This is a genomic window from Sphingomonas astragali (assembly GCF_051400615.1).
Taxonomy (GTDB): domain Bacteria; phylum Pseudomonadota; class Alphaproteobacteria; order Sphingomonadales; family Sphingomonadaceae; genus Sphingomonas.
Window position 1 is genome coordinate 446,314 of the sequence record NZ_JBLFFH010000002.1, and the last position, 23,570, is coordinate 469,883.

Sequence of the window (23,570 nt, forward strand, 5' to 3'; positions counted from 1 at the left end):
TTAAGCATAGGCATAAGGCCCCCCGGCCTCGAGCGCGGACTGATAGGCCGGGCGTGCGTGGATCCTGTCCAGCCACGCGATCGTCGCCGGACGCGAGGCGTCGAGGCCGGCGCGGTCGCGGGCAGCCTCCAGGGGATAGCTCATCATCACGTCGGCGGCGGTGAAGTCGTCGCCGGCGAACCAGGGGCGGCCCGCGAGCTCGTTCTCGATCCAGTCGAGATGGACGTCGATCATCGGCTGGAAGCGTTTCGTCGCCGTCGCGCCCAGCAGCGGCACGCGGCTCAGCACCAGCTTGGCGAACAGCACCGGCATCAGCGATCCCTCGGCGTAATGGAGGAAATGGCGGTAGCGCAGCGCCGAGTCGCGATGCGCCGGCGCGCCGAGCCGGCCATCGGCGTGCTCGACCAGATATTCGACGATCGCCCCGGTCTCCGCGACCACCCGTCCTTCGTTCTCGATCACCGGGGACTTGCCGAGCGGGTGTACCTTCCTGAGCGCGAGCGGAGCGAGCAGCGTCGCCTTGTTCCGCTCGTAACGCTTGACCTCGTAGGGAAGCCCCAGTTCCTCGAGCAGCCACAGCACGCGCTGCGACCGCGAGTCTTCAAGATGATGGACGATGATCGCCATGGTGCTCCCCCCTTCTAGCGTGTCGCCGACCATATCCATGCGGCGGCGGGGAAGTCGACGACATTGCCATGACGATAGCGCGACACCGCTGCGGCGAGGCGATCGAGCAATGCCGGCTGCGCTTCGGGAGGCGCCTCGCGGATCAGCCGCGCTGCGGGGCCGATGCGGCGGAAGAAGGCGACCGCATCCGTAACCGGGTCTTCGCCCTCGCCGGCGAGATAGGCATAGTCGACCGGAGTCGCGATCGGGTTGCGCCATCCCGCCTCACGGAGGATCGCGGTGACCCGATCACGGTCCGCGAACGCAAATGGTCCGGGCCCGGCATCGAGCGGCGGCGGCGCATGGCCGAGCACGGCGGCAGGAATCTCCTCCGCCCAGGGATTGAATTTGCGGTCGCGAAAGCAGGAGAAGACGAGACGCGCGCCCGGCGACACCGCCGCGCGTAGCCGGGTGAAGGCTGCGACGGGATCGGCGAAGAACATCACGCCATGGCGGGAGACGATGAGATCGAAGGGCGCACGGCGCTCGGCCACGTCGAGCGCATCGCCGACGACGAAGGCGAGATTGGCGTGGCCCTGCGCACGAGCGGTCGCGGCTGCGATGAGCTCGGCGGACAGGTCGATGCCGAGCACTTCCGCATCGGGGCGGGCCGCCGATAGCGCGAGGCTGGTGCCGCCGGCACCGCAACCGATGTCGGCGGCGCGGAAACGGTCCGGCGGCACCGCGGCGAGGATCGCTGCGTCGAGATGCGGCGTGAACGCGGCGAAGCTGCGGTCGGTGCGGCGCCATTCCTCGGCCCAGGTCCGGCCGACGGTGCCGGTCCATTCGATTGCTTCGGTCATCCATTCTCTCCTCGGCGAGGTCGGCTACTCAAGGAGGCTGGCCCTTGAACTGCCCGTCAAGGCAGGCACTAGGGCAGGCTCAGGTCGCGATACAGGGATTGGAGGTGGGTACGCGCCTCAAGCCGGTTTGCCTGTGGAGAGCCCCCACCCCAACCCCTCCCCTGAAGGGGAGGGGCTTATTTGCTGAATGCCGACCCATCTTGGACAAGCTCGGAACGAACGGAAATGTGGAGCCGGCTTGAATTCCGAGGGTGTTTCGGCATTCGAAGGTTCCGAAAGTTCCGGGAAAACGACATATCACCGCCCCTTCCCCAAACGGAAAAGGCCCGCCGCGCGGGCGGGCCTTTCCGGGAGCTTGCGGCGCCGGCCTGCACGTCCGCAGGCTGACGTCGCGAAACTGCTGCCTCAGAGATCATCGTCCCCTGCGTCGTCGTCGGTGCCGCCGACCATCATCTCCTCGGCGACCTGCTCGGTCCGGCCGCGGATCGCGGCTTCGAGCCGGGCGGTGATCTCCGGATTCTCCTTGAGGAAGGTCTTGGCGTTCTCGCGACCCTGGCCGATGCGGACGCTGTCGTAGCTGAACCACGCGCCCGACTTCTCGACGAGGCCGGCCTTGACGCCGAGGTCGAGGATCTCGCCGATCTTCGAGATGCCCTCGCCGTACATGATGTCGAACTCGACCTGCTTGAACGGCGGCGCAACCTTGTTCTTCACCACCTTCACGCGCGTCGTGTTGCCGACGATATCGTCGCGATCCTTGATCTGGCCGGTGCGGCGGATGTCGAGGCGGACCGAGGCGTAAAATTTGAGCGCGTTGCCGCCGGTGGTCGTCTCCGGATTGCCGTACATCACGCCGATCTTCATGCGCAGCTGATTGATGAAGATCACCATGCAGCGCGAGCGGCTGATCGAGCCGGTGAGCTTGCGCAGCGACTGCGACATCAGCCGCGCCTGCAGGCCGACGTGGCTGTCGCCCATCTCGCCCTCGATCTCGGCCCTGGGCACCAGCGCCGCGACCGAATCGACCACCAGCACGTCGATCGCGTTCGAGCGCACCAGCGTATCGGTGATCTCCAGCGCCTGCTCGCCGGTGTCGGGCTGCGACACGATCAGCTCGTCGATGTCGACCCCGAGCTTCTTGGCATAGACCGGATCGAGCGCATGTTCGGCATCGACGAACGCGGCGGTGCCGCCATTCTTCTGGGCTTCCGCGATGACGTGGAGCGCGAGCGTGGTCTTGCCCGAGCTTTCGGGCCCGTAGACCTCGATCACGCGGCCGCGCGGCAATCCGCCGACGCCGAGCGCGATGTCGAGCCCGAGCGACCCCGTGGAGATCGCCTCGACCTGCATCGTCTCCTTCGAGCCGAGCCGCATCGCGCTGCCCTTGCCGAACGCGCGATCGATCTGCGCCAATGCGGCGTCGAGCGCCTTCTGACGATCGGAATTGATGGTTGCCATGCCGGTATCGATGACCTTCAGGTTCGCTGCCATTGGGAAGCTCCGTCGCTAGGGCATCCACGCGCCCGGTTCAATGTCTTGCGGGCTTCTGTATCGCATTTGTTCCAACGGAACAAGGGTGGAACAAACTTTTTCCGCAAGGGCCCGGCTCCTGCCCTGCGGTTGACCGGCCAGCCGCCGCTGCGACATCGCGATACCATGACGACATCGACCCAAACCACCGCCGTCCGCGCCGGACTGATCGGCTACGGCTATGCCGGCAGGACCTTCCACGCGCCGATGATGCTGGCGACGCGCGGCCTGACGCTGGCGGCGGTCGTATCCGGCGATCCGGCCAAGGTCGCGCGCGACCTGCCCGACGTCGAGGTGGTCGCCGACCCGCAGGCGCTGATCGCACGGAATGACATCGAACTGGTCGTCATCGCCTCTCCCAATGCGAGCCATGCTCCCCTCGCCGCCGCGGCGCTGGGTGCGGGCAAGCATGTGGTCGTCGACAAACCCTTCACGCTCGACCTCGCCGAAGCGCGGGAGGTGGTGGCGCTTGCCGAGGCTCAGGGGCGGCTGCTGTCGGTGTTCCATAACCGGCGCTGGGACAGCGATTTCCTCGGCGTGCGGCAGAGTATCGAGAGGGGGCTGCTCGGGCGCGTCACCCATTTCGAGTCGCATTTCGACCGCTTCCGGCCGCAGGTGCGCGAGCGCTGGCGCGAGGCGCCCGGACCGGGGAGCGGAATCTGGTTCGATCTCGGGCCGCATCTCATCGACCAGGCGCTCCAGCTGTTCGGCCCGCCGCAGCGCGTACAGGCGGACCTGGCGATGCAGCGCAGCGGCGCGCTGACCGACGACTGGGCGCATGTCGTGCTCGATTATGGCACGCTGCGGGTGATCCTCCACGCCGGGATGATGGTGGCGGGCGGCAGCAGCCGGTTCGTCGTGCACGGAGAGAAGGGCAGCCTGGTCAAGCGCAAGCCGGACCAGCAGGAGGCGCAGCTGCTCGCCGGGATGGCGCCGGGCAGCGCCGGATGGGGCGCGGACGAGGACGAGATGCTGTTCTACGACGGATCGAGCCGGGAGCGGCGGATCGCGGCGCCCGCTGGGAATCAGCTGCGCTTCTACGCGGGAATCGTCGATGCCGTGCGCGGGGCTGCACCGAACCCGGTGTCGCCGATCGAGGCATTGGCGGTGATGGCGACGATCGAGGCCGGTCTCGAGTCGTCAAGACAGGGACGCACGGTCCAATTGGCGCTGACGGAGAAGGAACGCGCGGAACTGACCTCCGGACATGAAATCTGACGGTCGCTAGTCGGCCCGCCCCCAGCGCGTCCAATCGAGCATGTCGGGCGTCACCCAGCCGTAGACATAGTTGAGGAGGAACAGTCCCCACAGGATCGTCGCGACGATCGTCACGCGGAGCGCGACGCGGCTGGGGCGGAAGACGTGGGGCGCGCTCTCGGCCTGGCCGGGGACCAGCTCGGCGCCTGCCTCGTGCGCGGTGCGGACGCCGAACGGGAGCACGAGGAACACCGAGAAGGCCCAGAACAGGAAATAGATGGCGAGCGCGGATTTCCAGTTCATCGCGCGCGTCCTTTACGCCTCGATCACCAGCACGTCGACGACCGGCTTCTTGCCCGTCCAGCGCGTCGCGACGCGGCGGACGGCGAGGCGCAGGGCTTCGCGGAGGTTGTCGAGGCCCTTGCCGCGGCTGCCCTTGACCGCCCCGCTGGCGGCGTCGACCGCCTCGTCGAGGAACGGATCCTGGTCCTCCTCTACCGGCACGCCCTGGAGCCGCACCTGGGGCTGGCCGATCAGCGAGCCGTCCTTGCGGACCGCGACCGCGACCGAGATCTGGCCATAGGCGGCGATGCGGCGGCGCTCGTTGATGGTGGCGCCGTCCGCCGGCAGGATCACGTCGCCGTCGAGCGCGAGGCGGCCGACCGGCGCCTCGCCGATCTTCTCGGGCGTGCCTGGGGCGAGGCGGATGATGTCGCCGTCCTTCTGCAGCACGGCGCCGGGGACGCCGTTCTCGATGGCGAAACGGGCGTGCTCGGCGAGGTGGCGCATCTCGCCATGGACCGGCATCACCAGCTGCGGGCGGATCCAGCGGTACATCGCCTGGAGCTCAGGGCGGCCGGGATGGCCGGAGACGTGGACGAAGGCCTGGCGATCGGTGACGATCTCCACCCCCGCGGCGGCGAGCTTGTTCTGGATCTCGCCGATCGCGCGCTCGTTGCCCGGGATCTGCTTGGAGGAGAAGACCACGGTATCGCCGCGATCGAGCCTGATCGGGTGGCTGCCGTCGGCGACGCGCGCGAGCGCGGCGCGCGGCTCGCCCTGGCCGCCGGTGGCGACGATCAGCACCTGGCTGCGCGGCAGGTCCATCGCCGTCTCCCAGTCGACCGTCTCGGGGAAGCCCTTGAGATAGCCGACCGAGCGGGCGACGCGCAGGATGCGGTCGAGCGAGCGGCCGGCGACGCACAGCGTGCGGCCGGTGTCCTTGGCGACCTCGCCCAGCGTGGCGAGGCGCGCGGCGTTGGAGGCGAAGGTGGTGACGAGCACGCGGCCCTTGGCGGCCGAGATCACCTCGTCGAGCCCGGCGCGGACCTCGGACTCGCTGCCCGACGCCTCGGGGTTGAAGACGTTGGTCGAATCGCAGACCAGCGCGAAGATGCCCTTGTCGCCGATCTGGGTCAGCTCCTCCGCGGTCGAGGGCGAGCCGAGCAGCGGCGTCTCGTCGATCTTCCAGTCGCCGGTGTGGAAGATGCGGCCGTGCGGCGTCTCGATCAGCAGCGCGTTGCCTTCTGGGATCGAGTGCGCGAGCGGGACGTAGGTCACCGCGAACGGGCCGAGCTGAACCTTGCCGTCCTCGCGGACGACGTGGAGCTTGACCTGGTCGGAGATGCCCTCCTCATCGAGCTTCTCGCGGATCAGGCCGGCGGTGAACGGGGAGGCGTAGAGCGGAACGCCGAGGTCGGCGGCGAAATAGGGCAGCGCGCCGATATGATCCTCATGCCCGTGGGTCAGGAAGATGCCGACGAGGTCGTCGAGCCGCTCCTCGATGAAGCTGAGGTCGGGCAGTAGCACGTCGATGCCGGGATAGTCGGGGTCGGCGAAGGTCACGCCGCAATCGACCATCAGCCACTTGCCGTTACAGCCGTAGAGATTGACGTTCATGCCGATCTCGCCGGACCCGCCGAGCGCGACGAAGAGGAGTTCGTTGTTGGGATTGGTCACTGATATCCTTTTGGAATGTCGTCGCCCCGGCGCAGGCCGGGGTCGCTAAGTAATGCGCGAATACGCTGAAATCTGGCGGCCCCGGCCTCGGGTCCCATCAAAGTAGTACCTTGATGGGTGCCCTGCGCCGGGGCGACGGTGCTACTTCATATGGGCCCGCTGCCACACCAGCGCCAGCCCCTGGAGCGTGAGGTCGGGCTCGTAGACGTCGAACACGTCGATATGCTTCTCGAACAATATCGCGAGGCCGCCGGTGCTGATCACCTTGGCGGGGCGGCCGATCTCCGCCTTGGTGCGGGCGACCAGCCCCTCGATCATCGCGACATAGCCCCAGTAGATGCCGATGTTCATCTGGTCGACGGTGTTGCGGCCGATCACGGAAAGATTGCCCTTCGGCGCCTCGATCGCGATGCGGGGGAGCTTGGCAGCGGCGTTGACCAGCGCGTCGAGCGACAGGTTGATGCCCGGCGCGATGATCCCGCCCTTGTAGGCGCCCGAATAGTCGACCACGTCGAAGGTGGTGGCGGTGCCGAAGTCGATGATGATCGCATCGCCCGGATGGTGCCGGTGCGCGGCGATGCAGTTGAGCGCACGGTCGGCGCCGAGGTTCTGCGGCTCGTCGACGTCGAGCGCGAAGCCCCAGCCGCCCTCCCCCGCGATCATCGCCTCGCCGCCGAAATATTTGCTGGCGAGCATCTGGAGGTTGTGGAGCGCGCGCGGGACCACGGTGCCGATGATGACGCCGGTCACCGCCGACCGGTCGAGCCCCTCGAGCGCGAGGAGCTGGCTCAGCCACACGGCATATTCGTCGAAGGTGCGGCGCGGATCGGTGGCGATGCGCCAGCGCGCCCGGATCGCGTCCGGCCCCGGCGGCGCGTCGAGGTCGATCAGCGCGAAGACGACGTTGGTGTTGCCGGCATCGATCGCGAGCAGCATCTGGACCCTCTCGTCAAAGCAGGAAGACGTCGCCTGCGTGCATGACATGCCGGGCGCCGTCGGCCAAGCGCAGGATGAGCGCGCCCTGGCTGTCGAGCCCGTCGAACAGGCCGTCGACGGCGGTGCCGTCGGGCAGGCGCGCGGTGAGAGCGGTGCCGGCCGGATGGGCGCGCTCCAGCCAGCGCTGGCGGATCGGGGCGAGCCCCTCCCCCCGCCAGCGCGCGAGCCAGCGGGCGAAGGATTCGGCGAGCGTCTCGGCGAAGACGGCGGGGTCGACGGTGGTGCCGTGGTCGGCGAGGCTGGTGGTCGCCCGTTCGGCGAGGCCGGGGTGATGCGCGAGGTTGACGCCGCAGCCGATCACGACGGTGTCGCCGGCGCGCTCCAGCAGGATGCCTGCGAGCTTGGCGCCGTCGAGGAGCAGGTCGTTGGGCCATTTGAGATTCAGGCCACCCTCACCCTTCGCGCTCGGCTGCGCCGAGCGGGCCCCTTCCCTCTCCCAACGGGAGAGGGAGGAAGCGGCGAAGCCGCGGAAGGGTGAGGGTGATATGTGCGTCGAAACCGCCTCCTCCACCGCCACGCCTGCGACCAGCGCCAGCGTCGGAGGCGGCGGATCGGCGGGGCGCAGGCGGACCAGCGTGCTGCCGTAGAAATTGCCGGGTTCCGACACCCACGCCCGGCCCTGCCGCCCGCGTCCGGCGGTCTGGCGCTCGGCGCGGAGCCACCAGCCCTCCTCCGCCCCGCCGGTGGCGAGCGCGAGGAGGTCGGCGTTGGTCGATCCCGTCTCGGCGACGGTGCGGATCGTCGGCGTCAGAACAGCGAGCTCGCGGCCGCGCTCGTCCAGTGGCCGAGCGGCGCCAGCAGGAACCAGCCCACCGGCGACACCAGCACCGCCGCGACCACGATCAGCCCGCCCTCGATCACGCTGCCGCGCGGGAAGGCCTCGGCCGGCGCGTCGAAATACATGACCTTGACGATGCGCAGATAGTAATAGGCGCCGATCACCGAGGCGACGAAGCCGGCGACCGCGAGCGGGAACAGCCCCGCGCCGACCGCGGCGTCGAACACCGCCAGCTTGGCGTTGAACCCGAGCAGCGGCGGGATGCCGGCCAGGCTGAACATGAAGATCGCCATCGCCAGCGCCAGCCCCGGCCGCGTGCGCGACAGGCCGGCGAGGCTGTCGATCGCCTCGACCTGCTGCCCCTCGGCGTCGCGCATCTGCAGCACGACGATGAAGCTGCCGAGCGTCATGGTGATGTAGACCGTGAGGTAGAACAGCACCGCGGCGACGCCCTGCGGCGTGCCGGCGGCGAGCCCGACCAGCACGAAGCCGACGTTGTTGATCGACGAATAGGCGAGCAGCCGCTTGACGTTGCGCTGCCCGATCGCGGCGACCGCGCCGAAGATGATCGAGGCGAGCGCGGCGAAGATCACGATCTGGCGCCACTGGCTCTCGGCCGGGCCCATCGCCTCGATCGCGACGCGCACGCTGAGCGCCATCGCCGCCACCTTGGGCGCCGAGGCGAAGAAGGCGGTGACCGGCGTCGGCGCGCCTTCGTAGACGTCGGGCGTCCACATGTGGAACGGCACCGCGGCGAGCTTGAAGGCGAGGCCGGCGAACACGAACACCAGACCGATCAGCAGGCCGGTCGAATGGCCGCGCTCATAGGCGGCAGCGACCAACTCGAAATTGGTCGAGCCCGAGAAGCCGTAGACCAGCGAGATGCCGTAGAGCAGGATGCCCGAGGCGAGCGCGCCCAGCACGAAATATTTGAGGCCAGCTTCGGCCGAACGCCCGTCGCGGCGCATGAAGCTCGCCAGCACATAGGCGGCAAGACTCTGCAGCTCGAGCCCGATGTAGAGCGACAGCATGTCGCCCGCCGAGGCCATCACGCCCATGCCGATCGCCGACAACAGCATCAGCACCGGATATTCCGGGCGCAGGTCGTCACCGCTGGTGCGCTGGAAGAAACCGGGGGCGATGATGATCGACACCGCGGTGCCGGCGTAGATCAACACCTTGGCGAAGGCGGCGAAGCCATCGGCGCGGTAGAGGCCGTCGAAGGCGACCGCGCCGCTCGACGACGGGCCGATCAGCGCGATGCCGGCGCCGATCAGCACGGCGACCGCGGTCCAGCTCACCGCACGGGTCGAGGCCTGGCCGCCCCAGGCGGCGACCAGCATCAGCACGAGCGCGCCGATACCGAGCACGATCTCCGGCAGCGTCAGCAGGGTCTGGTGGGCGAGCGACATCAGTGCGCCTCCCCGTGCGAGGCTTCGGCCCCATGCGCAGCTTCAGCAGCGTGCGCGGCGGGCACGGCGGCGGGGTTGCCGGGGGTCGGCAGGGAATCACCGGCCGGCTTGGCGCGCTCGACGCGGGCGAGCAAAATGGTCACATCGTTGCGCATCGGCGCGAGGAAGCTCTCCGGATAGACGCCCATCCACAGCACCACCGCGGCCAGCGCGCCGAGCATCGCCAACTCGCGGCGGTTGAGGTCGGGCATGGCCTTGACGTCGTCGTGGACGAGCTCGCCGAACACGACGCGGCGGTAGAGATAGAGCATGTAGGCGGCGCCCAGGATGATGCCGGTGGTGCAGACGAGCGTGATCCAGGTCGACACCTGATAGGTGCCCATCAGGCTCAGCACCTCGCCGACGAAGTTGCTGGTGCCGGGCAGGCCGACCGAGGCCATGGTGAACAGCATGAACAATACGGCGTAGCGCGGCATGTTGATGGCGAGGCCGCCGTAGCGGGAAATCTCGCGGGTATGGAGCCGGTCGTAGATCACGCCGACGCACAGGAACAGCGCGCCCGAGACCAGGCCGTGGCCCAGCATCACCATCATCGCGCCCTCGATGCCCTGCTGGTTGAAGGCGAACAGGCCGATGGTGACGATCGCCATGTGCGCGACCGATGAATAGGCGATCAGCTTCTTCATGTCGCTCTGCACCAGCGCGACCAGCGAGGTGTATACCACCGCGATCGCCGACAGGCCGAAGATCAGCCAAATCAGCTCAGCCGACGCCTCCGGGAACATCGGCAGCGAGAAGCGCAGGAAGCCGTAGCCGCCGAGCTTCAGCAACACGCCCGCCAGGATCACCGAGCCCGCGGTCGGTGCCTGCACGTGCGCGTCGGGCAGCCAGGTGTGGACCGGCCACATCGGCATCTTGACGGCGAAGGAGGCGAAGAAGGCGAGCCACAGCCAGGTCTGCGCCTGGACCGGGAAATCGTGCGTCAGTAGCGTCGGGATGTAGGTGGTCCCCGCCTCCTGGCTCATCCACAGCATCGCCACCAGCATCAGCAGCGAGCCGAGCAGCGTGTAGAGGAAGAACTTGTACGACGCGTAGATGCGGTTGGCGCCCCCCCAGATGCCGATGATCAGGTACATCGGGATCAGGCCGCCTTCGAAGAAGATGTAGAACAGGAACAGGTCCTGCGCGGCGAAGGTGCCGATCATCAGCAGCTCGGTCGCGAGGAACGCGGCCATGTACTCGGGCACACGCTCCGCGATCGCGTCCCAGCTCGCGCCGATGCAGATCGGCATCAGGAACACGCTGAGCATGATCAAGAGCAGCGCGAAGCCGTCGATGCCGAGCGCCCAGGCGAAGCGCCCGAACAGCGGCACGTTCTCGACGAACTGCCACTGCGCGCCGCCGACGTCGAAATTGGCCCAGAGCACGATCCCGAGCGCGAGGTCGACGAAGGTCGCGATCAGCGCGATCCAGCGCGCGGTGCCGGCATTGACCAGCAGGCAGGCGACCGCGCCGAGCGCGGGCACCAGCAGCATGAGGGAAAGGATGCCGCTCATCGCGCCACCACCCAGGTCACCGCCGCGACCAGGCCGAGCAGCATCACGAACGCATAGGTGTAGAGATAGCCCGACTGGAGCCGCGCGGTGACGGTGCTGCCGCGCGCCACCGCCCAGGCGACGCCGTTGGGGCCGAAGCGGTCGATCGTGCCTTCGTCACCGCCCTTCCAGAACAGGCGGCCGATCGCGAATGCGGGCTTCACGAACAGCACGTTGTAGACCTCATCGAAGTACCATTTGTTGAGCAGGAAGCGGTAGAGGACGCGGAACATCTCCGCGAACTGCGCCGGGAACTCGGGCGCGCGGATGTAGGCGAGCCAGGCGATCAGCAGGCCGAGCAGCATCACGATCGTCGCCGAGAGCTTCACCAGCACCGGCACCTCGTGCATCGCGTGCATCAGATGCTCGTTGAACGCGACCGCGCCGTGCCAGAAGCTCTCGCCGGCGGTCGGCTCGATGAAGGCGCCGTGGAAGATGAAACCCGCGAGCACCGCGCCGACCGACAGCAGCGCCAGCGGCAGCAGCATCGTCCACGGGCTCTCGTGCGGGTGGTAGCCGGCGGTGCCCTCGTGCAGGTCGTGCGCGCCGGGTTCGTCGACATGCTGGTCGTGACCGGCACCCTCATCGACACCGTGATGGCCGTGACCCTGCGCGTCGTGGACGGCGTGCTGGATATGCTCGCTGTTCGCCCAGCGCGGCTTGCCCCAGAAGGTCAGGAACATCAGGCGCCAGGAGTAGAAGCTGGTGAGCAGCGCCGCGAACACGCCGACATAGTAGGCGAGCTGGCTGGTGCCGCCCGCGGCCCAGGCCGCCTCGATGATCGCGTCCTTCGAGTGGAAGCCGGCGAAGCCGATCGCGGGGTTGCCGAACACGGCGGGGATGCCGACGCCGGTGATCGCGAGCGTGCCCGCCATCATCGCCCAGAAGGTGATCGGGATGTGCTTCCGGAGACCCCCGTAGAAGCGCATGTCCTGCTCATGGTGCATGGCATGGATCACCGAGCCGGCGCCGAGGAACAGGAGCGCCTTGAAGAAGGCGTGGGTGAACAGGTGGAACATCGCCGCGCCGTACGCGCCGACGCCCGCCGCGAAGAACATGTAGCCGAGCTGCGAGCAGGTCGAATAGGCGATCACGCGCTTGATGTCGTTCTGCACCGTGCCGACGGTCGCGGCGAACAGGCAGGTCGCGGCGCCGATGAAGGTGACGAAGCCCATCGCCGCCGGCGAGGTCTCGAACATCGGCGACAGGCGGCAGACCATGAACACGCCCGCCGTCACCATCGTCGCGGCGTGGATCAGCGCCGACACCGGGGTCGGGCCCTCCATCGCGTCGGGAAGCCAGGTGTGGAGGCCGAGCTGCGCCGACTTGCCCATCGCGCCGATGAACAGGAGGATGCACAGCACCGTCATCGTGTCGAAGCGGTGGCCGAGGAAGCCGATCGTGCTGCCGGCCATGTCCGGCGCCGCCTCGAGGATCGCCGGGATCGAGATCGTCCCGAACACGAGGTAGGTGCCGAAGATGCCGAGCATGAAGCCGAGGTCGCCGACGCGGTTGACCACGAACGCCTTGATCGCGGCGGCGTTGGCGCTCGGCTTCCTGAACCAGAAGCCGATCAGCAGGTAGGAGGCCAGGCCGACGCCTTCCCAGCCGAAGAACATCTGGAGGAGATTGTCCGCCGTCACCAGCATCAGCATCGCGAAGGTGAACAGCGACAGATAGGCGAAGAACCGCGGCTGATCCGGGTCCTCGTCCATGTATCCCCAGCTGTAGAGGTGGACGAGCGCAGAGACGCTGGTGATCACCACCAGCATCACCGCCGTCAGCGCGTCGACCCGGAGCGCCCAGGCGACGTCGAGCGTGCCCGACCTGATCCAGGTGAACACCGGCTCGACATGCGCCTCGGCGTGACCGCCGAGGAAGCCGATGAAGATCGGCCAGGACAGCAGGCACGACACCAACAGCCCCGCGGTGGTGATCGCCTTGGGGAAGGTCGTGCCGAACGCGCGGTTGCTCAGCCCCGCGACGGCGGCGGCGAGCAGCGGCAGGAAGACTATGACGGCGATCGCACTCACTGCACGTCGCCCCAGCGGAGGCCGGGGCCGCCATCCACAGGCGTACCCCAAGCAACATGGCGGCCCCGGCCTACGCCGGGGCGACGGGTGGTATGGATCTGCATCACCCCTTCATCCGGTTGACGTCGTCGACCGAGATCGTGCCGCGGCCGCGGAAATAGATGACCAGGATCGCGAGACCGATCGCCGCCTCGCCCGCGGCGACGGTCAGCACGAACATCGCGAACACCTGCCCCACCAGGTCCTGGAGATACGCCGAGAAGGCGACCAGGTTGAGGTTCACGCTCAGGAGGATGAGCTCGATCGCCATCAGGATCAGGATCAGGTTCTTGCGGTTGGCGACGAGGCCGAACACGCCGAGCCCGAACAGGATCGCGGCGACGACCAGATAGTGCGTGAGGCCGATCACAGCTCCACCCCCTGCCCGACGGGCGCATCGACGTTGCGGACCGCGTCCCTGGAACGACGGTTGATCTGGCTCGAGACCTTCTGCGGACGCGTGTCGCGGCGCTCGCGGTGGGTCAGCACGATCGCGCCGATCATCGCCACCAGCAGCACCAGGCCGGCGCCCTCGAACACGAACAGGTAGCGCGTGTAGAGCAGCCGCCCGATCCCCTCGATGTTCGGCACCGCTGCGTCGATCGGGGCGGCGCGCGCGGCGAGGTCGACGCCGCCGGCGCTCCACGCGCCCGCGCCGATCACCACCTCGGCCGCGACCACCACCGCCAGCGCCAGTCCGAGCGCACCGTAGCGCACGAAGCCGGCGCGCAGCTCGGTGAAGTCGATGTCGAGCATCATCACCACGAACAGGAACAGGACCGCGACCGCGCCGACGTAGACGATCACCAGCAGCATCGCGATGAACTCGGCGCCGACGAGCACCATCAGCCCCGCCGCGTTGAAGAAGGCAAGGATCAGCCACAGCACCGAATGCACCGGGTTGCGCGACGTGATCGTCAGCGCAGCCGACACGATCACGATCGCGGCGAACAGGTAAAAGGCGATAGCCTGGATCACGAAATCACCTTGCCCCCTAGGCCCCGTTCGCCCTGAGCTTGCCGAAGGGCGGCCATCCGCGAGCGTTGCGCTTGGGGATGGGCGGGCTTCGACAGCCCCGGATCAAATCCGGGGCCGAACGGAAGAGAATCGAAAGTCACGGCGCGCTTACCGATAGGGCGCGTCGGCGGCAAGGTTCGCCGCGATCACGCTCTCCCAGCGGTCGCCGTTGGCGAGCAGCTTGGCCTTGTCGTAGATTAGCTCCTCGCGCGTCTCGGTCGCGAACTCGAAGTTCGGCCCCTCGACGATCGCGTCCACCGGGCACGCCTCCTGGCACAGGCCGCAGTAGATGCACTTGGTCATGTCGATGTCGTAGCGCGTGGTGCGGCGGCTGCCGTCGTCGCGCGGCTCGGCCTCGATCGTGATCGCCAGCGCCGGGCAGATCGCCTCGCACAGCTTGCACGCGATGCAGCGCTCCTCGCCGTTGGGATAGCGGCGCAGGGCGTGCTCGCCGCGGAAGCGGGGCGAGATCGGGTTCTTCTCGAACGGGTAGTTGATCGTCGCCTTGGGCTTGAAGAAATACTTCAAGGTCAGCCAGTGGGCTTTCATGAACTCCCACAGGGTGAACGAGCGGACGACTTGGGCGAGGCTCATGCCGCACCTCCGTAACGGGTCAGCATCAGGAATCCTGAGACGAGGACGACGAAGAACAGCGACAGCGGCAGGAATATCTTCCAGCCGAGACGCATCAGCTGGTCGTAGCGGTAGCGCGGCACCGTCGCCTTGACCCAGCTGAAGATGAAGAAGAAGCACCAGACCTTGATCAGGAACCAGATGATCCCCGGCACAAGATAGAGCGGCGCCCAGTCGAACGGCGGCAGCCAGCCGCCCCAGAACAGGATGGCGTTGAGCGCGCACATCAGGATGACGTTGGCGTATTCGCCGAGCCAGAACAGCGCGAAGCTCATCGACGAATATTCGGTCTGGTAACCGGCGACGAGCTCCGATTCCGCCTCGGTCAGGTCGAACGGCGGGCGCGCGGTCTCGGCCAGCGCCGAGATCAGGAACACCACCGCCATCGGAAACAGGAGGGGGTTGAAGCCGAAACCGTTGACGAAGCCGTACAGCCCCTTCTGCGCCATCACGATCTGGCTGAGGTTGAACGAGCCGGCCCACAGCACCACCGAGATGAGGACGAAGCCGATCGCGACCTCATAGCTCACCATCTGCGCGGCGGCGCGCAGCGACGAGTAGAAGGGATATTTGGAGTTCGACGACCAGCCCGCGATGATCACCCCGTAGACGCCCATCGACGAGGCGGCGAGCACGTAGAGCAGCCCGACGTTGATGTCGGCGAGCACGACGCCGGCCTGGAACGGGATCACCGCCCACACGATCAGCGCGACGGTGAAGGTGATGATCGGCGCGAGCAGGAACAGGCCGCGGTTGGCCGACGACGGGACGATCGTCTCCTGCAGGAAGACCTTGAGGCCGTCGGCGAAGCTCTGCAGCAGGCCGAACGGGCCGACGACGTTGGGGCCGCGGCGCAGCGCCATCGCCGCCCAGATCTTGCGGTCGGCATAGATGATCATCGCCACCGCCAGCATCAGCGGCAGCGCGATCACCAGGATGCCGACGATCGTGGAGACGAACCACGCCCAGCCGAACGGCAGGCCGATGGTGTTCTGGAAGAAGGCGGTCATTGAATGCACCTATGTGCTCCTGCGAAAGCAGGAGCCCAGGATTGCGGAGCGGATCGCGCGAGGCTCAGGGCTCCTGCTTTCGCAGGAGCACGGGTCATCTGTTCAGTCACTCCGCCGCCTCCGCGAACTCTTGGCCGTGGATCAGCTCGGCCGAGCAGCGCTGCATCGTCGGGCTCGCGCGGCAGATGGCGTTGGTGAGGTAGAAGTCGGCGATCGGATAAGTCACCGGGCCGCTCGCCTTGGCGGCGAGCTTCGGCGGCGCCCAGTCGTAGCGGACGAGACCTTCCTGTCCCAGCGCCGGCACCGCCTCGGCCATCGCCGCGCGCAACTCGTCGAAGCTGTCGAACGGCAGCGTCGCGCCGAGCTTCTCCGACAGCGCGCGCAGGATCGCCCAGTCCTCGCGGGCATCGCCCGGCGGGAAGACGGCGCGGTCGCCGCGCTGCACCCGGCCCTCGAGGTTGACGTAGGTGCCCGGCTTCTCGGCATAGCTGGCGCCGGGCAGCACCACGTCGGCGTGATGCGCGCCATTGTCGCCGTGATGGCCGATGAAGACCTTGAACGTCCCCTCGAACGCCGAATAGTCGACCTCGTCGGCGCCGAGGAAGAAGGCGAGCTGCGGCTTGGCCGCGACCACATCGGCGATCCCGCCCTTCTGCGCAAAGCCGAGCATCAGCCCGCCCATCCGCGCCGCGGCGGTGTGGATCACGCCGAAGCCGTTCCACGCCGTGCCGTCCTCGAGCGTGCGGACTAGCTTCATCGGCCCGGCCAGTGCGAGCGCCGCGCCTTGCGCCGTCTTGAGCGAACCCGGACCGGCGATGACCAGCGGCCGCTTGGCGTTCTCGAACGCCTGCACCACCTGCTCCGGCAGCTTGGCCAGCAGGCCGAGGTCGTCGCCCAGCCATTCGAGCCTGTAGGTGAGATCGACCTCGGGGCCGATCGCGAACACCTTCGCGCCCTTCTTGATCGCCTTGCGCACGCGCGTGTTGATCAGCGGAGCCTCCCAGCGGAGGTTCGAACCGACCAGCAGGATCGCGTCCGCCTCCTCGACCCCGGCGATGGTGGGGTTGAAGGCGACGGCACCGAGGTTGGTCACGTCATAGGATAGCCCGGTCTGCCGCCCTTCGAGCAGGGTCGAGCCGAGCTGATTGACTAGCACCTTGGCCGCGAACATCGTCTCGCAGTCGACCTGGTCGCCGGCGATCGCGGCGACGCTGCTGCCGGCCTGGATCGCGGCGATCGCGTCGAACGCCTCTTCCCAGCTCGCCGGCTGGAGCTTGCCCTCGCGGCGGACATAGGGCCGGTCGAGCCGGTGCCGGACGAGCCCGTCGACGGCGTGGCGCGTCTTGTCGTGCGCCCACTCCTCGTTGACGTCCTCGTTGATCCGCGGCAGCGCGCGCAGCACCTGGCGGCCGCGGCTGTCGAGGCGGATATTGGTGCCGACGCCGTCCATCACGTCGATCGCAAGCGTCTTCTTGAGCTCCCACGGCCGCGCCTCGAACGCATAGGGCTTCGAGGTCAGCGCGCCGACCGGGCAGAGGTCGACGATGTTGCCCGACAGCTCGCTCTTGAACGCCTCTTCGAGATAGGTCGTGATCTGCATGTCCTCGCCGCGATAGATCGCGCCGACTTCCTCGACCCCGGCGACCTCCTCGGCGAAGCGCACGCAGCGGGTGCACTGGATGCAGCGGGTCATGACCGTCTTGACGATCGGGCCCATGTATTTCTCGGTGACCGCGCGCTTGTTCTCGTCGTAGCGCGAATGGCCGCGGCCATAGGCGATCGACTGGTCCTGCAGGTCGCACTCGCCGCCCTGGTCGCAGATCGGGCAGTCGAGCGGATGGTTGATGAGCAGGAACTCCATCACCCCTTCGCGCGCGGCCTTGACCATCGGCGAGGTGGTGAACACCTCCTGATTGTCGGCGGCGGGCAGCGCGCACGACGCCTGCGGCTTCGGCGGCCCCGGCTTTACCTCGACCAGGCACATGCGGCAGTTGCCGGCGATCGACAGCCGCTCATGGTAGCAGAAGCGCGGGATCTCCTTCCCCGCGGCCTCGCACGCCTGGAGCACGGTCGCCCCGGCGGGGACCTCGACTTCGATACCGTCTACTTTCAGCTTGGGCATTACTCGGCAGCCTCTTGCATCGGGGCAGCGCCGGCGCCCTGATGCTCGGCGATGCGGCGCTCCAGCTCAGGGCGGAAATGGCGGATCAGGCCCTGGATCGGCCAGGCCGCCGCGTCGCCGAGCGCGCAGATGGTGTGGCCTTCGACCTGCTTGGTGACCTGCTGAAGCGTGTCGATCTCGCTGACGTCGGCGTCGCCGGTGCGCAGCCGCTCCATCACGCGCCACATCCAGCCGGTGCCCTCACGGCACGGCGTGCACTGGCCGCAGCTCTCGTGCTTGTAGAAATAGCTGATGCGGCTGATCGCGCGGACGATGTCGGTCGACTTGTCCATGACGATCACGGCCGCGGTGCCGAGGCCCGAGCCGACGCCGCGCAGCCCGTCGAAGTCCATCGGGCAATCCATGATCTGCTCCGCCGGCACCAGCGGCACCGACGATCCCCCCGGGATCACCGCCAGCAGATTGTCCCAGCCGCCGCGGATGCCGCCGCAATGCTCCTCGATGAGCTGGCGGAACGGGATCGACATCGCGTCCTCGACCACGCACGGCTTGTTCACATGGCCGCTGATCTGGAAGAGCTTGGTGCCCTTGTTGTTCTCGGCGCCGAAGCTCGCGAACCATTCGGGGCCGCGGCGCAGGATGGTCGGCGCGACCGCGATCGATTCGACGTTGTTGACCGTGGTCGGGCAGCCGTAGAGGCCCGCGCCCGCCGGGAACGGCGGCTTGAGGCGCGGCTGGCCCTTCTTGCCCTCCAGGCTCTCCAGCATCGCGGTCTCTTCGCCGCAGATATAGGCGCCGGCGCCGCGGTGGACGAACACGTCGAAGTCGTAGCCCGACCCGCACGCGTTCTTGCCGATGAAGCCGCGGTCATAGGCCTCGGCGACGGCGGCGAACAGCGTCTCCGCCTCGCGGATATATTCGCCGCGGATGTAGATGTAGGCCGCCCGCGCGCGCATCGCGAAACCGGCGACCAGCGCGCCCTCGATCAGCTTGTGCGGATCGTGGCGGATGATCTCGCGGTCCTTGCACGACCCCGGCTCGGATTCGTCGGCGTTGATGACCAGGAAGCTCGGCCGGTCGGGACGCGGCTCCTTGGGCATGAACGACCATTTGGTGCCGGTCGGGAAGCCCGCCCCGCCCCGCCCGCGCAGGCCCGAGGCCTTGATGCGGTCGATGATCGTGTCCTGCCCGAGCGCGAGCAGCGCCTTGGTGTTGTCCCAGTCGCCGCGCTTGATGGCGGCGTCGACGTTCCACGGCTGGTAGCCGTAGAGGTTGGTGAAGATGCGGTCCTTGTCTGCCAGCATGGCCTAGCGTCCCTGCCCCACCAGCTTCTCGGCGAGGAAATAGGCGATCACCGCGACCGCGAGGCCGACGACGATGCCGAGGATGGCGCCGATCACCTTGATCGCGAACACGACCACGATGATGCCGATGATGATCGCGATGATCGCGCCCATCACCATTCGCTCCGATAGTCGTGGTTCTCGGTGACCATCGCCTTGAGCGTGGTCGGACCGCCGAGCGGCTCGACGGTGTGGCGGCCCGGCTCCTGCGTGCCGGTCTTGGGCTGCTCGCCCCGCGCCAGCGCGTCGAGGATCGCGGTCATGCGGTCGTAATCGAGGTCCTCGTAATTGTCATCGTTGATCTGCACCATCGGCGCCGACGCGCAATTGCCCATGCACTCGACCTCGGTGAGCGTGAACAGCCCGTCCGGCGTGGTCCTGCCCTTGGCGAGGCCGTAGTTGCGGCAGGCGGCGAGCACGTCGTCCGACCCGCGCAACATGCACGGCGTCGTGCCGCACACCTGGACGTGGAAGCGGCCGACCGGCGCCAGGTTGAACATGGTGTAGAAGGTCGCGACCTCGAACACGCGGATGTAGGGCATCCCGAGCTCGCGCGCGACGAACTCGATCACCGGGACCGGCAGCCAGCCCTGGGTGTCGGTCTCGGCGCCGACCTGGCGCTGGGCGAGGTCGAGGAACGGGATCGACGCCGACTGCTGGCGGCCCGGCGGATAGCGGCCGACGATCTCGGCGGCCTTGGCGCGGTTTTCCTCGGTCCACGCGAACGCGCCCCAGCGCGCGCGGGTCTCGGATTCGTCGGGGATATGGGCGGCTTCAGCCATCAACGCGGTTCCGTGGGAGCTGCCGGCGGCACGGGCGGCGTCGCCGGTCGATAGATCGTCTGGGCGGCGCTGACCTTCGCGATCAGCTCGCCGGCGAAATCGATCTCGGTGGTCGTATCGGCCGGAAGGCCGCCGGTGCAGCGCATGGTGAGCACCACCGCATCCTCGTTCACCTCGAACGGCTTGACCCGCGTGCAGCCCTTGAGCGGCGCGATCGTCTCGGGCTTGAGCAGGCCCATGATGCCGTTGATGTCGGTGGTGGCCCCCGGCGCGACGATCGGCGTGAGCGCCGCGGCATTGCCGTTGGCGGCGACCGCGAGCAGCGTCTTGACCTTGGCGACGCGCGCGCGGGCGACGTCCATCGACACCGACGGCGGCGGCGGAGCGGGTGGTGCAGGCGGGATCGCCCGCTGCTGCCCGATGGCGAATGCGGCAAATGCGACGAGGCCGATCACCGGTCGCACTCCCCGAACACCACATCGATCGCGCCCAGGATCGCGGTGGTGTCCGCGAGCATGTGGCCCTTCGACATGAAGTCCATCGCCTGGAGGTGGCTGAACGCGGTCGGGCGGATCTTGCAGCGGTAGGGCTTGTTCGAGCCGTCGGCGACCAGATAGACGCCGAACTCGCCCTTGGGGCTCTCCGTCGCGACATACACCTCGCCCGCCGGCACGTGATAGCCCTCGGTGTAGAGCTTGAAGTGGTGGATGAGCGCTTCCATCGAGCGCTTCATCTCGCCGCGCTTGGGCGGCACCACCTTGCGGTCGGTGCTGGCGATCGGGCCCTCGGGCATCTCATTGAGGCACTGCTTCATGATCCGCGCGGACTGGCGGACCTCCTCGACGCGCACCATGAAGCGGTCGTAGCAGTCGCCGCGCGTGCCGACCGGCACGTCGAAGGTCATCCGGTCGTAGACGTCGTAGGGCTGCGACTTGCGCAGGTCCCAGGGGATGCCCGAGCCGCGGATCATCGGGCCGGAGAAGCCCCAGCGCACCGCGTCCTCGCGGCTCACCACGGCGATATCGACGTTGCGCTGCTTGAAGATGCGGTTCTCGGCGACCAGGCTGATCGCGTCCTCGAACAGGCGCGGCAGGCGGGTGTCGAGCCAGTCGGCGATGTCGGTCAGCAGCTTCAGCGGCACGTCCTGGTGGACGCCGCCGGGGCGCAGGTAATTGTGGTGCATCCGCGCGCCGGACGCACGCTCGAAGAAGTTGAGGCAGTCCTCGCGCAGCTCGAACAGCCACAGGTTCGGCGTCATCGCGCCGACGTCCATGACGTGGCTGCCGAGGTTGAGCATGTGGTTCGAGATGCGGGTCAGCTCGGCGAAGAACACGCGGAGATACTGCGCGCGGATCGGCACCTCGAGGTCGAGCAGCTTCTCCACCGCGAGCACGAAGCTGTGCTCCATGCACATCGGCGAGCAGTAATCGAGCCGGTCGAAATAGGGCAGCGCCTGGGCGTAGGTCTTGTATTCGATCAGCTTCTCGGTGCCGCGGTGGAGCAGGCCGACGTGCGGATCGACGCGCTCGACGATCTCGCCGTCGAGCTCCAGCACCAGCCGCAGCACGCCGTGCGCCGCCGGATGCTGCGGGCCGAAGTTGATCGTGTAGTTCTGGATGGCGACGTCGCCTTCGCTCTCCGGCTCGCGCACGGAAGCGGCGGTCTGCTCCATCATCTGGTCGACGGTATCAGCCATGGGCTACGCTCACTGGTTCTGCCCCTTGCCCTTGGTCGGCACGACGGCGCGCTTGCGAGGCTTCGGCTTGGCGTCGGCCTCGGGCTTGCCGGCGCCGGTGTCGGCGGTGCTGTCCTTGGTCTTGGCGCGCTTGGCCCTGGGGGTGACGGGCTTGGAGGCCTTCGAACCCGCCTTCCGGATCTCGTCGGCGGTCACCGGCGAGGGCGCGCCCTTCTCCTGCGGCACCGCGGGCGCGGGAGGCGGCGGCGGGGTCGGCGCGGGCTTGCCCTGCGGCGTGTCGCCGGGGCCGGGGCCGGTCGCCTTCTCGTCGCCCGGCAGCACATAGGCCGCGCCTTCCCACGGGCTCATGAAGTCGAAGTTGCGGAAGTCCTGCGCCAAGCTGACCGGCTGGTAGACGACACGCTTCGCCTCCTCGGAATAGCGCAGCTCGACATAGCCCGAGAGCGGGAAGTCCTTGCGCTGCGGATGGCCGCGGAAACCGTAGTCGGTGAGGATGCGCCTGAGGTCCGGATTGCCCGAGAACAGCACGCCGTACATGTCGTACACCTCGCGCTCGAGCCAGCCGGCGTTGGGCCACAGCGAGGTGACCGACGGCACCGGCTTCACCTCGTCGGTGGTGACGCGGACCTGGATGCGATGATTGCGGGTGAGGCTCAGCAGGCAGTAGACCACCTCGAACCGCTCCGGGCGGCTCGGATAGTCGACGCCGGCGATCTCCATGCACTGCTGATATTCGAGGCCGGGCGTGTCGTGCAGCGCGGTCATCGCCGGCACCAGCGCCTCGCGATCGACATAGAGCGCGACCTCGCCGACGCGGTCCTGCGCGTGCAGCAGCTTGTCGCCGAGCGTGGCGGCAGCCGCCTCGATCACGCCGTCGTTGGTCAGATAACGGGGTGCCGGCGCCCTCACCGCTCCAGGCTCCCGATGCGGCGGATCTTCCGCTGGAGCTGCATCACGCCGTAGAGCAAAGCCTCGGCGGTCGGCGGGCAGCCGGGGACATAGATGTCGACCGGCACGATGCGGTCGCAGCCGCGCACGACGCTGTAGCTATAGTGGTAATAGCCGCCGCCGTTGGCGCAGGAACCCATCGAGATGACGTACTTGGGCTCCGACATCTGGTCGTAGACCTTGCGCAGCGCCGGCGCCATCTTGTTGCAGAGCGTGCCGGCGACGATCATCACGTCCGACTGGCGCGGAGACGCGCGCGGCGCGGCGCCGAAGCGCTCCATGTCGTAGCGCGGCATGTTGACGTGGATCATCTCGACCGCGCAGCAGGCGAGGCCGAAGGTCATCCACCACAGCGAGCCGGTGCGCGCCCACTGGAACAGCTCCTCGGTCGAGGTGACCAGGAAGCCCTTGTCGGTGAGCTCGGTGTTGATGTCGTCGAAGAACGCCTGATCCGGTGCGGCGTTCTCGGTCGGGAACGCATTCTCCGACGGCGACAGGATCACTCCCATTCGAGCGCTCCCTTCTTCCAGGCGTAGATAAGACCGAGCGCGAGCTCGGCGATGAAGATCATCATCGATACCCAGGCGACCCAGCCGAGGTCGAACACGGTGACCGCCCAGGGATAGAGGAACGCCGCTTCCAGATCGAAGACGATGAACAGGATCGCGACCAGATAGAAGCGCACGTCGAACTGGCTGCGCGAATCCTCGAAGGCGGGGAAGCCGCACTCATATTCGCTGAGCTTCTCCGGTGTCGGCTGGTGCGTGCCGGTCAGGCGGGCGACCAGCATCGGCAGGACCACGAAGGCGCCGGACAGCAGGATCGCCACTCCCAGAAACAGGAGGATCGGAAGATATTGCGACAGGTCGACCAAGGGCGTTGCTCGCAGGTGCGAAATGGATGGGGGGCTCCTAGACCCTGACCCCTAGCCGGGCAAGGGTTTGAGGGGTGAGAATGACTCGCAATTAGATCGCTTTGTTCCCTCTCCCATCGGGAGAGAGAGGGAGCCAC

24 protein-coding genes are annotated in these 23,570 nt (G+C 67.8%); 1 reads left to right on the forward strand and 23 read right to left on the reverse strand.

Going from position 1 to position 23,570, the window contains the following annotated elements:
- From ACMGER_RS10425 to recA, 3 genes are all read right to left on the reverse strand, one after another.
- Positions 1-627, reverse strand: coding sequence for a glutathione S-transferase family protein (locus tag ACMGER_RS10425; RefSeq protein WP_436812084.1), 627 nt, complete (start codon positions 625-627; stop codon positions 1-3).
- 14 nt (positions 628-641) lie between these two features.
- Entirely contained in the window at positions 642-1,469 is an 828-nt protein-coding gene (locus ACMGER_RS10430; protein WP_436812085.1) for a class I SAM-dependent methyltransferase, read from the reverse strand.
- Positions 1,470-1,874: 405 nt separating this feature from the next.
- Positions 1,875-2,960, reverse strand: coding sequence for a recombinase RecA (recA, locus tag ACMGER_RS10435; protein WP_436812086.1), 1,086 nt, complete (start codon positions 2,958-2,960; stop codon positions 1,875-1,877).
- Positions 2,961-3,125: 165 nt separating this feature from the next.
- On the opposite strand from recA, the gene ACMGER_RS10440 reads away from it, so the two are divergent.
- On the forward strand, positions 3,126-4,217 hold the full coding sequence (locus tag ACMGER_RS10440) for an oxidoreductase (protein ID WP_436812087.1): 1,092 nt from the start codon (positions 3,126-3,128) through the stop codon (positions 4,215-4,217).
- A 6-nt stretch (positions 4,218-4,223) separates the two neighbouring features.
- Here the strand turns inward: ACMGER_RS10440 and ACMGER_RS10445 are convergent, their stop codons facing one another.
- The 20 genes from ACMGER_RS10445 to ACMGER_RS10540 all read right to left on the reverse strand — a co-directional run bounded on the left by ACMGER_RS10445 (position 4,224) and on the right by ACMGER_RS10540 (position 23,433).
- Positions 4,224-4,499: a DUF1467 family protein gene (locus ACMGER_RS10445; RefSeq protein ID WP_436812088.1), complete on the reverse strand. Its 276-nt coding sequence runs from the start codon at positions 4,497-4,499 to the stop codon at positions 4,224-4,226.
- Positions 4,500-4,511: 12 nt separating this feature from the next.
- On the reverse strand, positions 4,512-6,095 hold the full coding sequence (locus ACMGER_RS10450; protein WP_436812858.1) for a ribonuclease J: 1,584 nt from the start codon (positions 6,093-6,095) through the stop codon (positions 4,512-4,514).
- A gap of 201 nt (positions 6,096-6,296) precedes the next feature.
- On the reverse strand, positions 6,297-7,091 hold the full coding sequence (locus tag ACMGER_RS10455; RefSeq protein ID WP_436812089.1) for a type III pantothenate kinase: 795 nt from the start codon (positions 7,089-7,091) through the stop codon (positions 6,297-6,299).
- Between the two features lie 13 nt (positions 7,092-7,104).
- Entirely contained in the window at positions 7,105-7,890 is a 786-nt protein-coding gene (locus tag ACMGER_RS10460) for a biotin--[acetyl-CoA-carboxylase] ligase (protein ID WP_436812859.1), read from the reverse strand.
- 8 nt (positions 7,891-7,898) lie between these two features.
- Positions 7,899-9,341: an NADH-quinone oxidoreductase subunit NuoN gene (gene nuoN, locus ACMGER_RS10465; protein ID WP_436812090.1), complete on the reverse strand. Its 1,443-nt coding sequence runs from the start codon at positions 9,339-9,341 to the stop codon at positions 7,899-7,901.
- A complete protein-coding gene (locus ACMGER_RS10470; RefSeq protein WP_436812091.1) occupies positions 9,341-10,897 on the reverse strand; it encodes an NADH-quinone oxidoreductase subunit M in 1,557 nt (518 codons plus the stop codon). Before ACMGER_RS10470 ends, nuoN begins: the two co-directional genes overlap by 1 nt.
- Positions 10,894-12,969 carry an NADH-quinone oxidoreductase subunit L gene (gene nuoL, locus ACMGER_RS10475; protein ID WP_436812092.1) on the reverse strand — a complete coding sequence of 692 codons (2,076 nt, stop codon included), beginning with the start codon at positions 12,967-12,969 and terminating at the stop codon, positions 10,894-10,896. The genes ACMGER_RS10470 and nuoL overlap by 4 nt, the downstream gene beginning before the upstream one ends.
- Positions 12,970-13,072: 103 nt before the next feature.
- Positions 13,073-13,378, reverse strand: a complete 306-nt coding sequence (nuoK, locus tag ACMGER_RS10480; protein WP_233782712.1) for an NADH-quinone oxidoreductase subunit NuoK — start codon at positions 13,376-13,378, stop codon at positions 13,073-13,075.
- Positions 13,375-13,986, reverse strand: a complete 612-nt coding sequence (locus ACMGER_RS10485) for an NADH-quinone oxidoreductase subunit J (RefSeq protein ID WP_436812093.1) — start codon at positions 13,984-13,986, stop codon at positions 13,375-13,377. The genes nuoK and ACMGER_RS10485 overlap by 4 nt, the downstream gene beginning before the upstream one ends.
- 147 nt (positions 13,987-14,133) lie before the next feature.
- Positions 14,134-14,619, reverse strand: coding sequence for an NADH-quinone oxidoreductase subunit NuoI (gene nuoI / locus ACMGER_RS10490; RefSeq protein ID WP_436812094.1), 486 nt, complete (start codon positions 14,617-14,619; stop codon positions 14,134-14,136).
- Entirely contained in the window at positions 14,616-15,668 is a 1,053-nt protein-coding gene (gene nuoH / locus ACMGER_RS10495; protein WP_436812860.1) for an NADH-quinone oxidoreductase subunit NuoH, read from the reverse strand. The genes nuoI and nuoH overlap by 4 nt, the downstream gene beginning before the upstream one ends.
- Positions 15,669-15,774: 106 nt before the next feature.
- A complete protein-coding gene (gene nuoG, locus ACMGER_RS10500) occupies positions 15,775-17,790 on the reverse strand; it encodes an NADH-quinone oxidoreductase subunit NuoG (RefSeq protein WP_436812095.1) in 2,016 nt (671 codons plus the stop codon).
- On the reverse strand, positions 17,790-19,094 hold the full coding sequence (gene nuoF, locus ACMGER_RS10505) for an NADH-quinone oxidoreductase subunit NuoF (RefSeq protein ID WP_436812096.1): 1,305 nt from the start codon (positions 19,092-19,094) through the stop codon (positions 17,790-17,792). The genes nuoG and nuoF overlap by 1 nt, the downstream gene beginning before the upstream one ends.
- A gap of 3 nt (positions 19,095-19,097) precedes the next feature.
- Complete coding sequence (locus ACMGER_RS10510) at positions 19,098-19,247, reverse strand: hypothetical protein (protein WP_233782719.1); 150 nt, start codon at positions 19,245-19,247, stop codon at positions 19,098-19,100.
- Positions 19,247-19,915, reverse strand: coding sequence for a complex I 24 kDa subunit family protein (locus tag ACMGER_RS10515; protein WP_436812097.1), 669 nt, complete (start codon positions 19,913-19,915; stop codon positions 19,247-19,249). Before ACMGER_RS10515 ends, ACMGER_RS10510 begins: the two co-directional genes overlap by 1 nt.
- Complete coding sequence (locus ACMGER_RS10520) at positions 19,915-20,370, reverse strand: hypothetical protein (protein WP_436812098.1); 456 nt, start codon at positions 20,368-20,370, stop codon at positions 19,915-19,917. The genes ACMGER_RS10515 and ACMGER_RS10520 overlap by 1 nt, the downstream gene beginning before the upstream one ends.
- Positions 20,367-21,587 carry an NADH-quinone oxidoreductase subunit D gene (locus tag ACMGER_RS10525; protein ID WP_436812861.1) on the reverse strand — a complete coding sequence of 407 codons (1,221 nt, stop codon included), beginning with the start codon at positions 21,585-21,587 and terminating at the stop codon, positions 20,367-20,369. The genes ACMGER_RS10520 and ACMGER_RS10525 overlap by 4 nt, the downstream gene beginning before the upstream one ends.
- 33 nt (positions 21,588-21,620) lie before the next feature.
- Positions 21,621-22,520 (reverse strand): NADH-quinone oxidoreductase subunit C, encoded by a 900-nt coding sequence (locus ACMGER_RS10530; protein WP_436812099.1) that lies wholly within the window; start codon positions 22,518-22,520, stop codon positions 21,621-21,623.
- Entirely contained in the window at positions 22,517-23,068 is a 552-nt protein-coding gene (locus ACMGER_RS10535) for a NuoB/complex I 20 kDa subunit family protein (RefSeq protein WP_436812100.1), read from the reverse strand. Before ACMGER_RS10535 ends, ACMGER_RS10530 begins: the two co-directional genes overlap by 4 nt.
- Positions 23,059-23,433: an NADH-quinone oxidoreductase subunit A gene (locus tag ACMGER_RS10540; RefSeq protein WP_436812101.1), complete on the reverse strand. Its 375-nt coding sequence runs from the start codon at positions 23,431-23,433 to the stop codon at positions 23,059-23,061. The genes ACMGER_RS10535 and ACMGER_RS10540 overlap by 10 nt, the downstream gene beginning before the upstream one ends.
- Positions 23,434-23,570 lie beyond the last annotated feature (137 nt).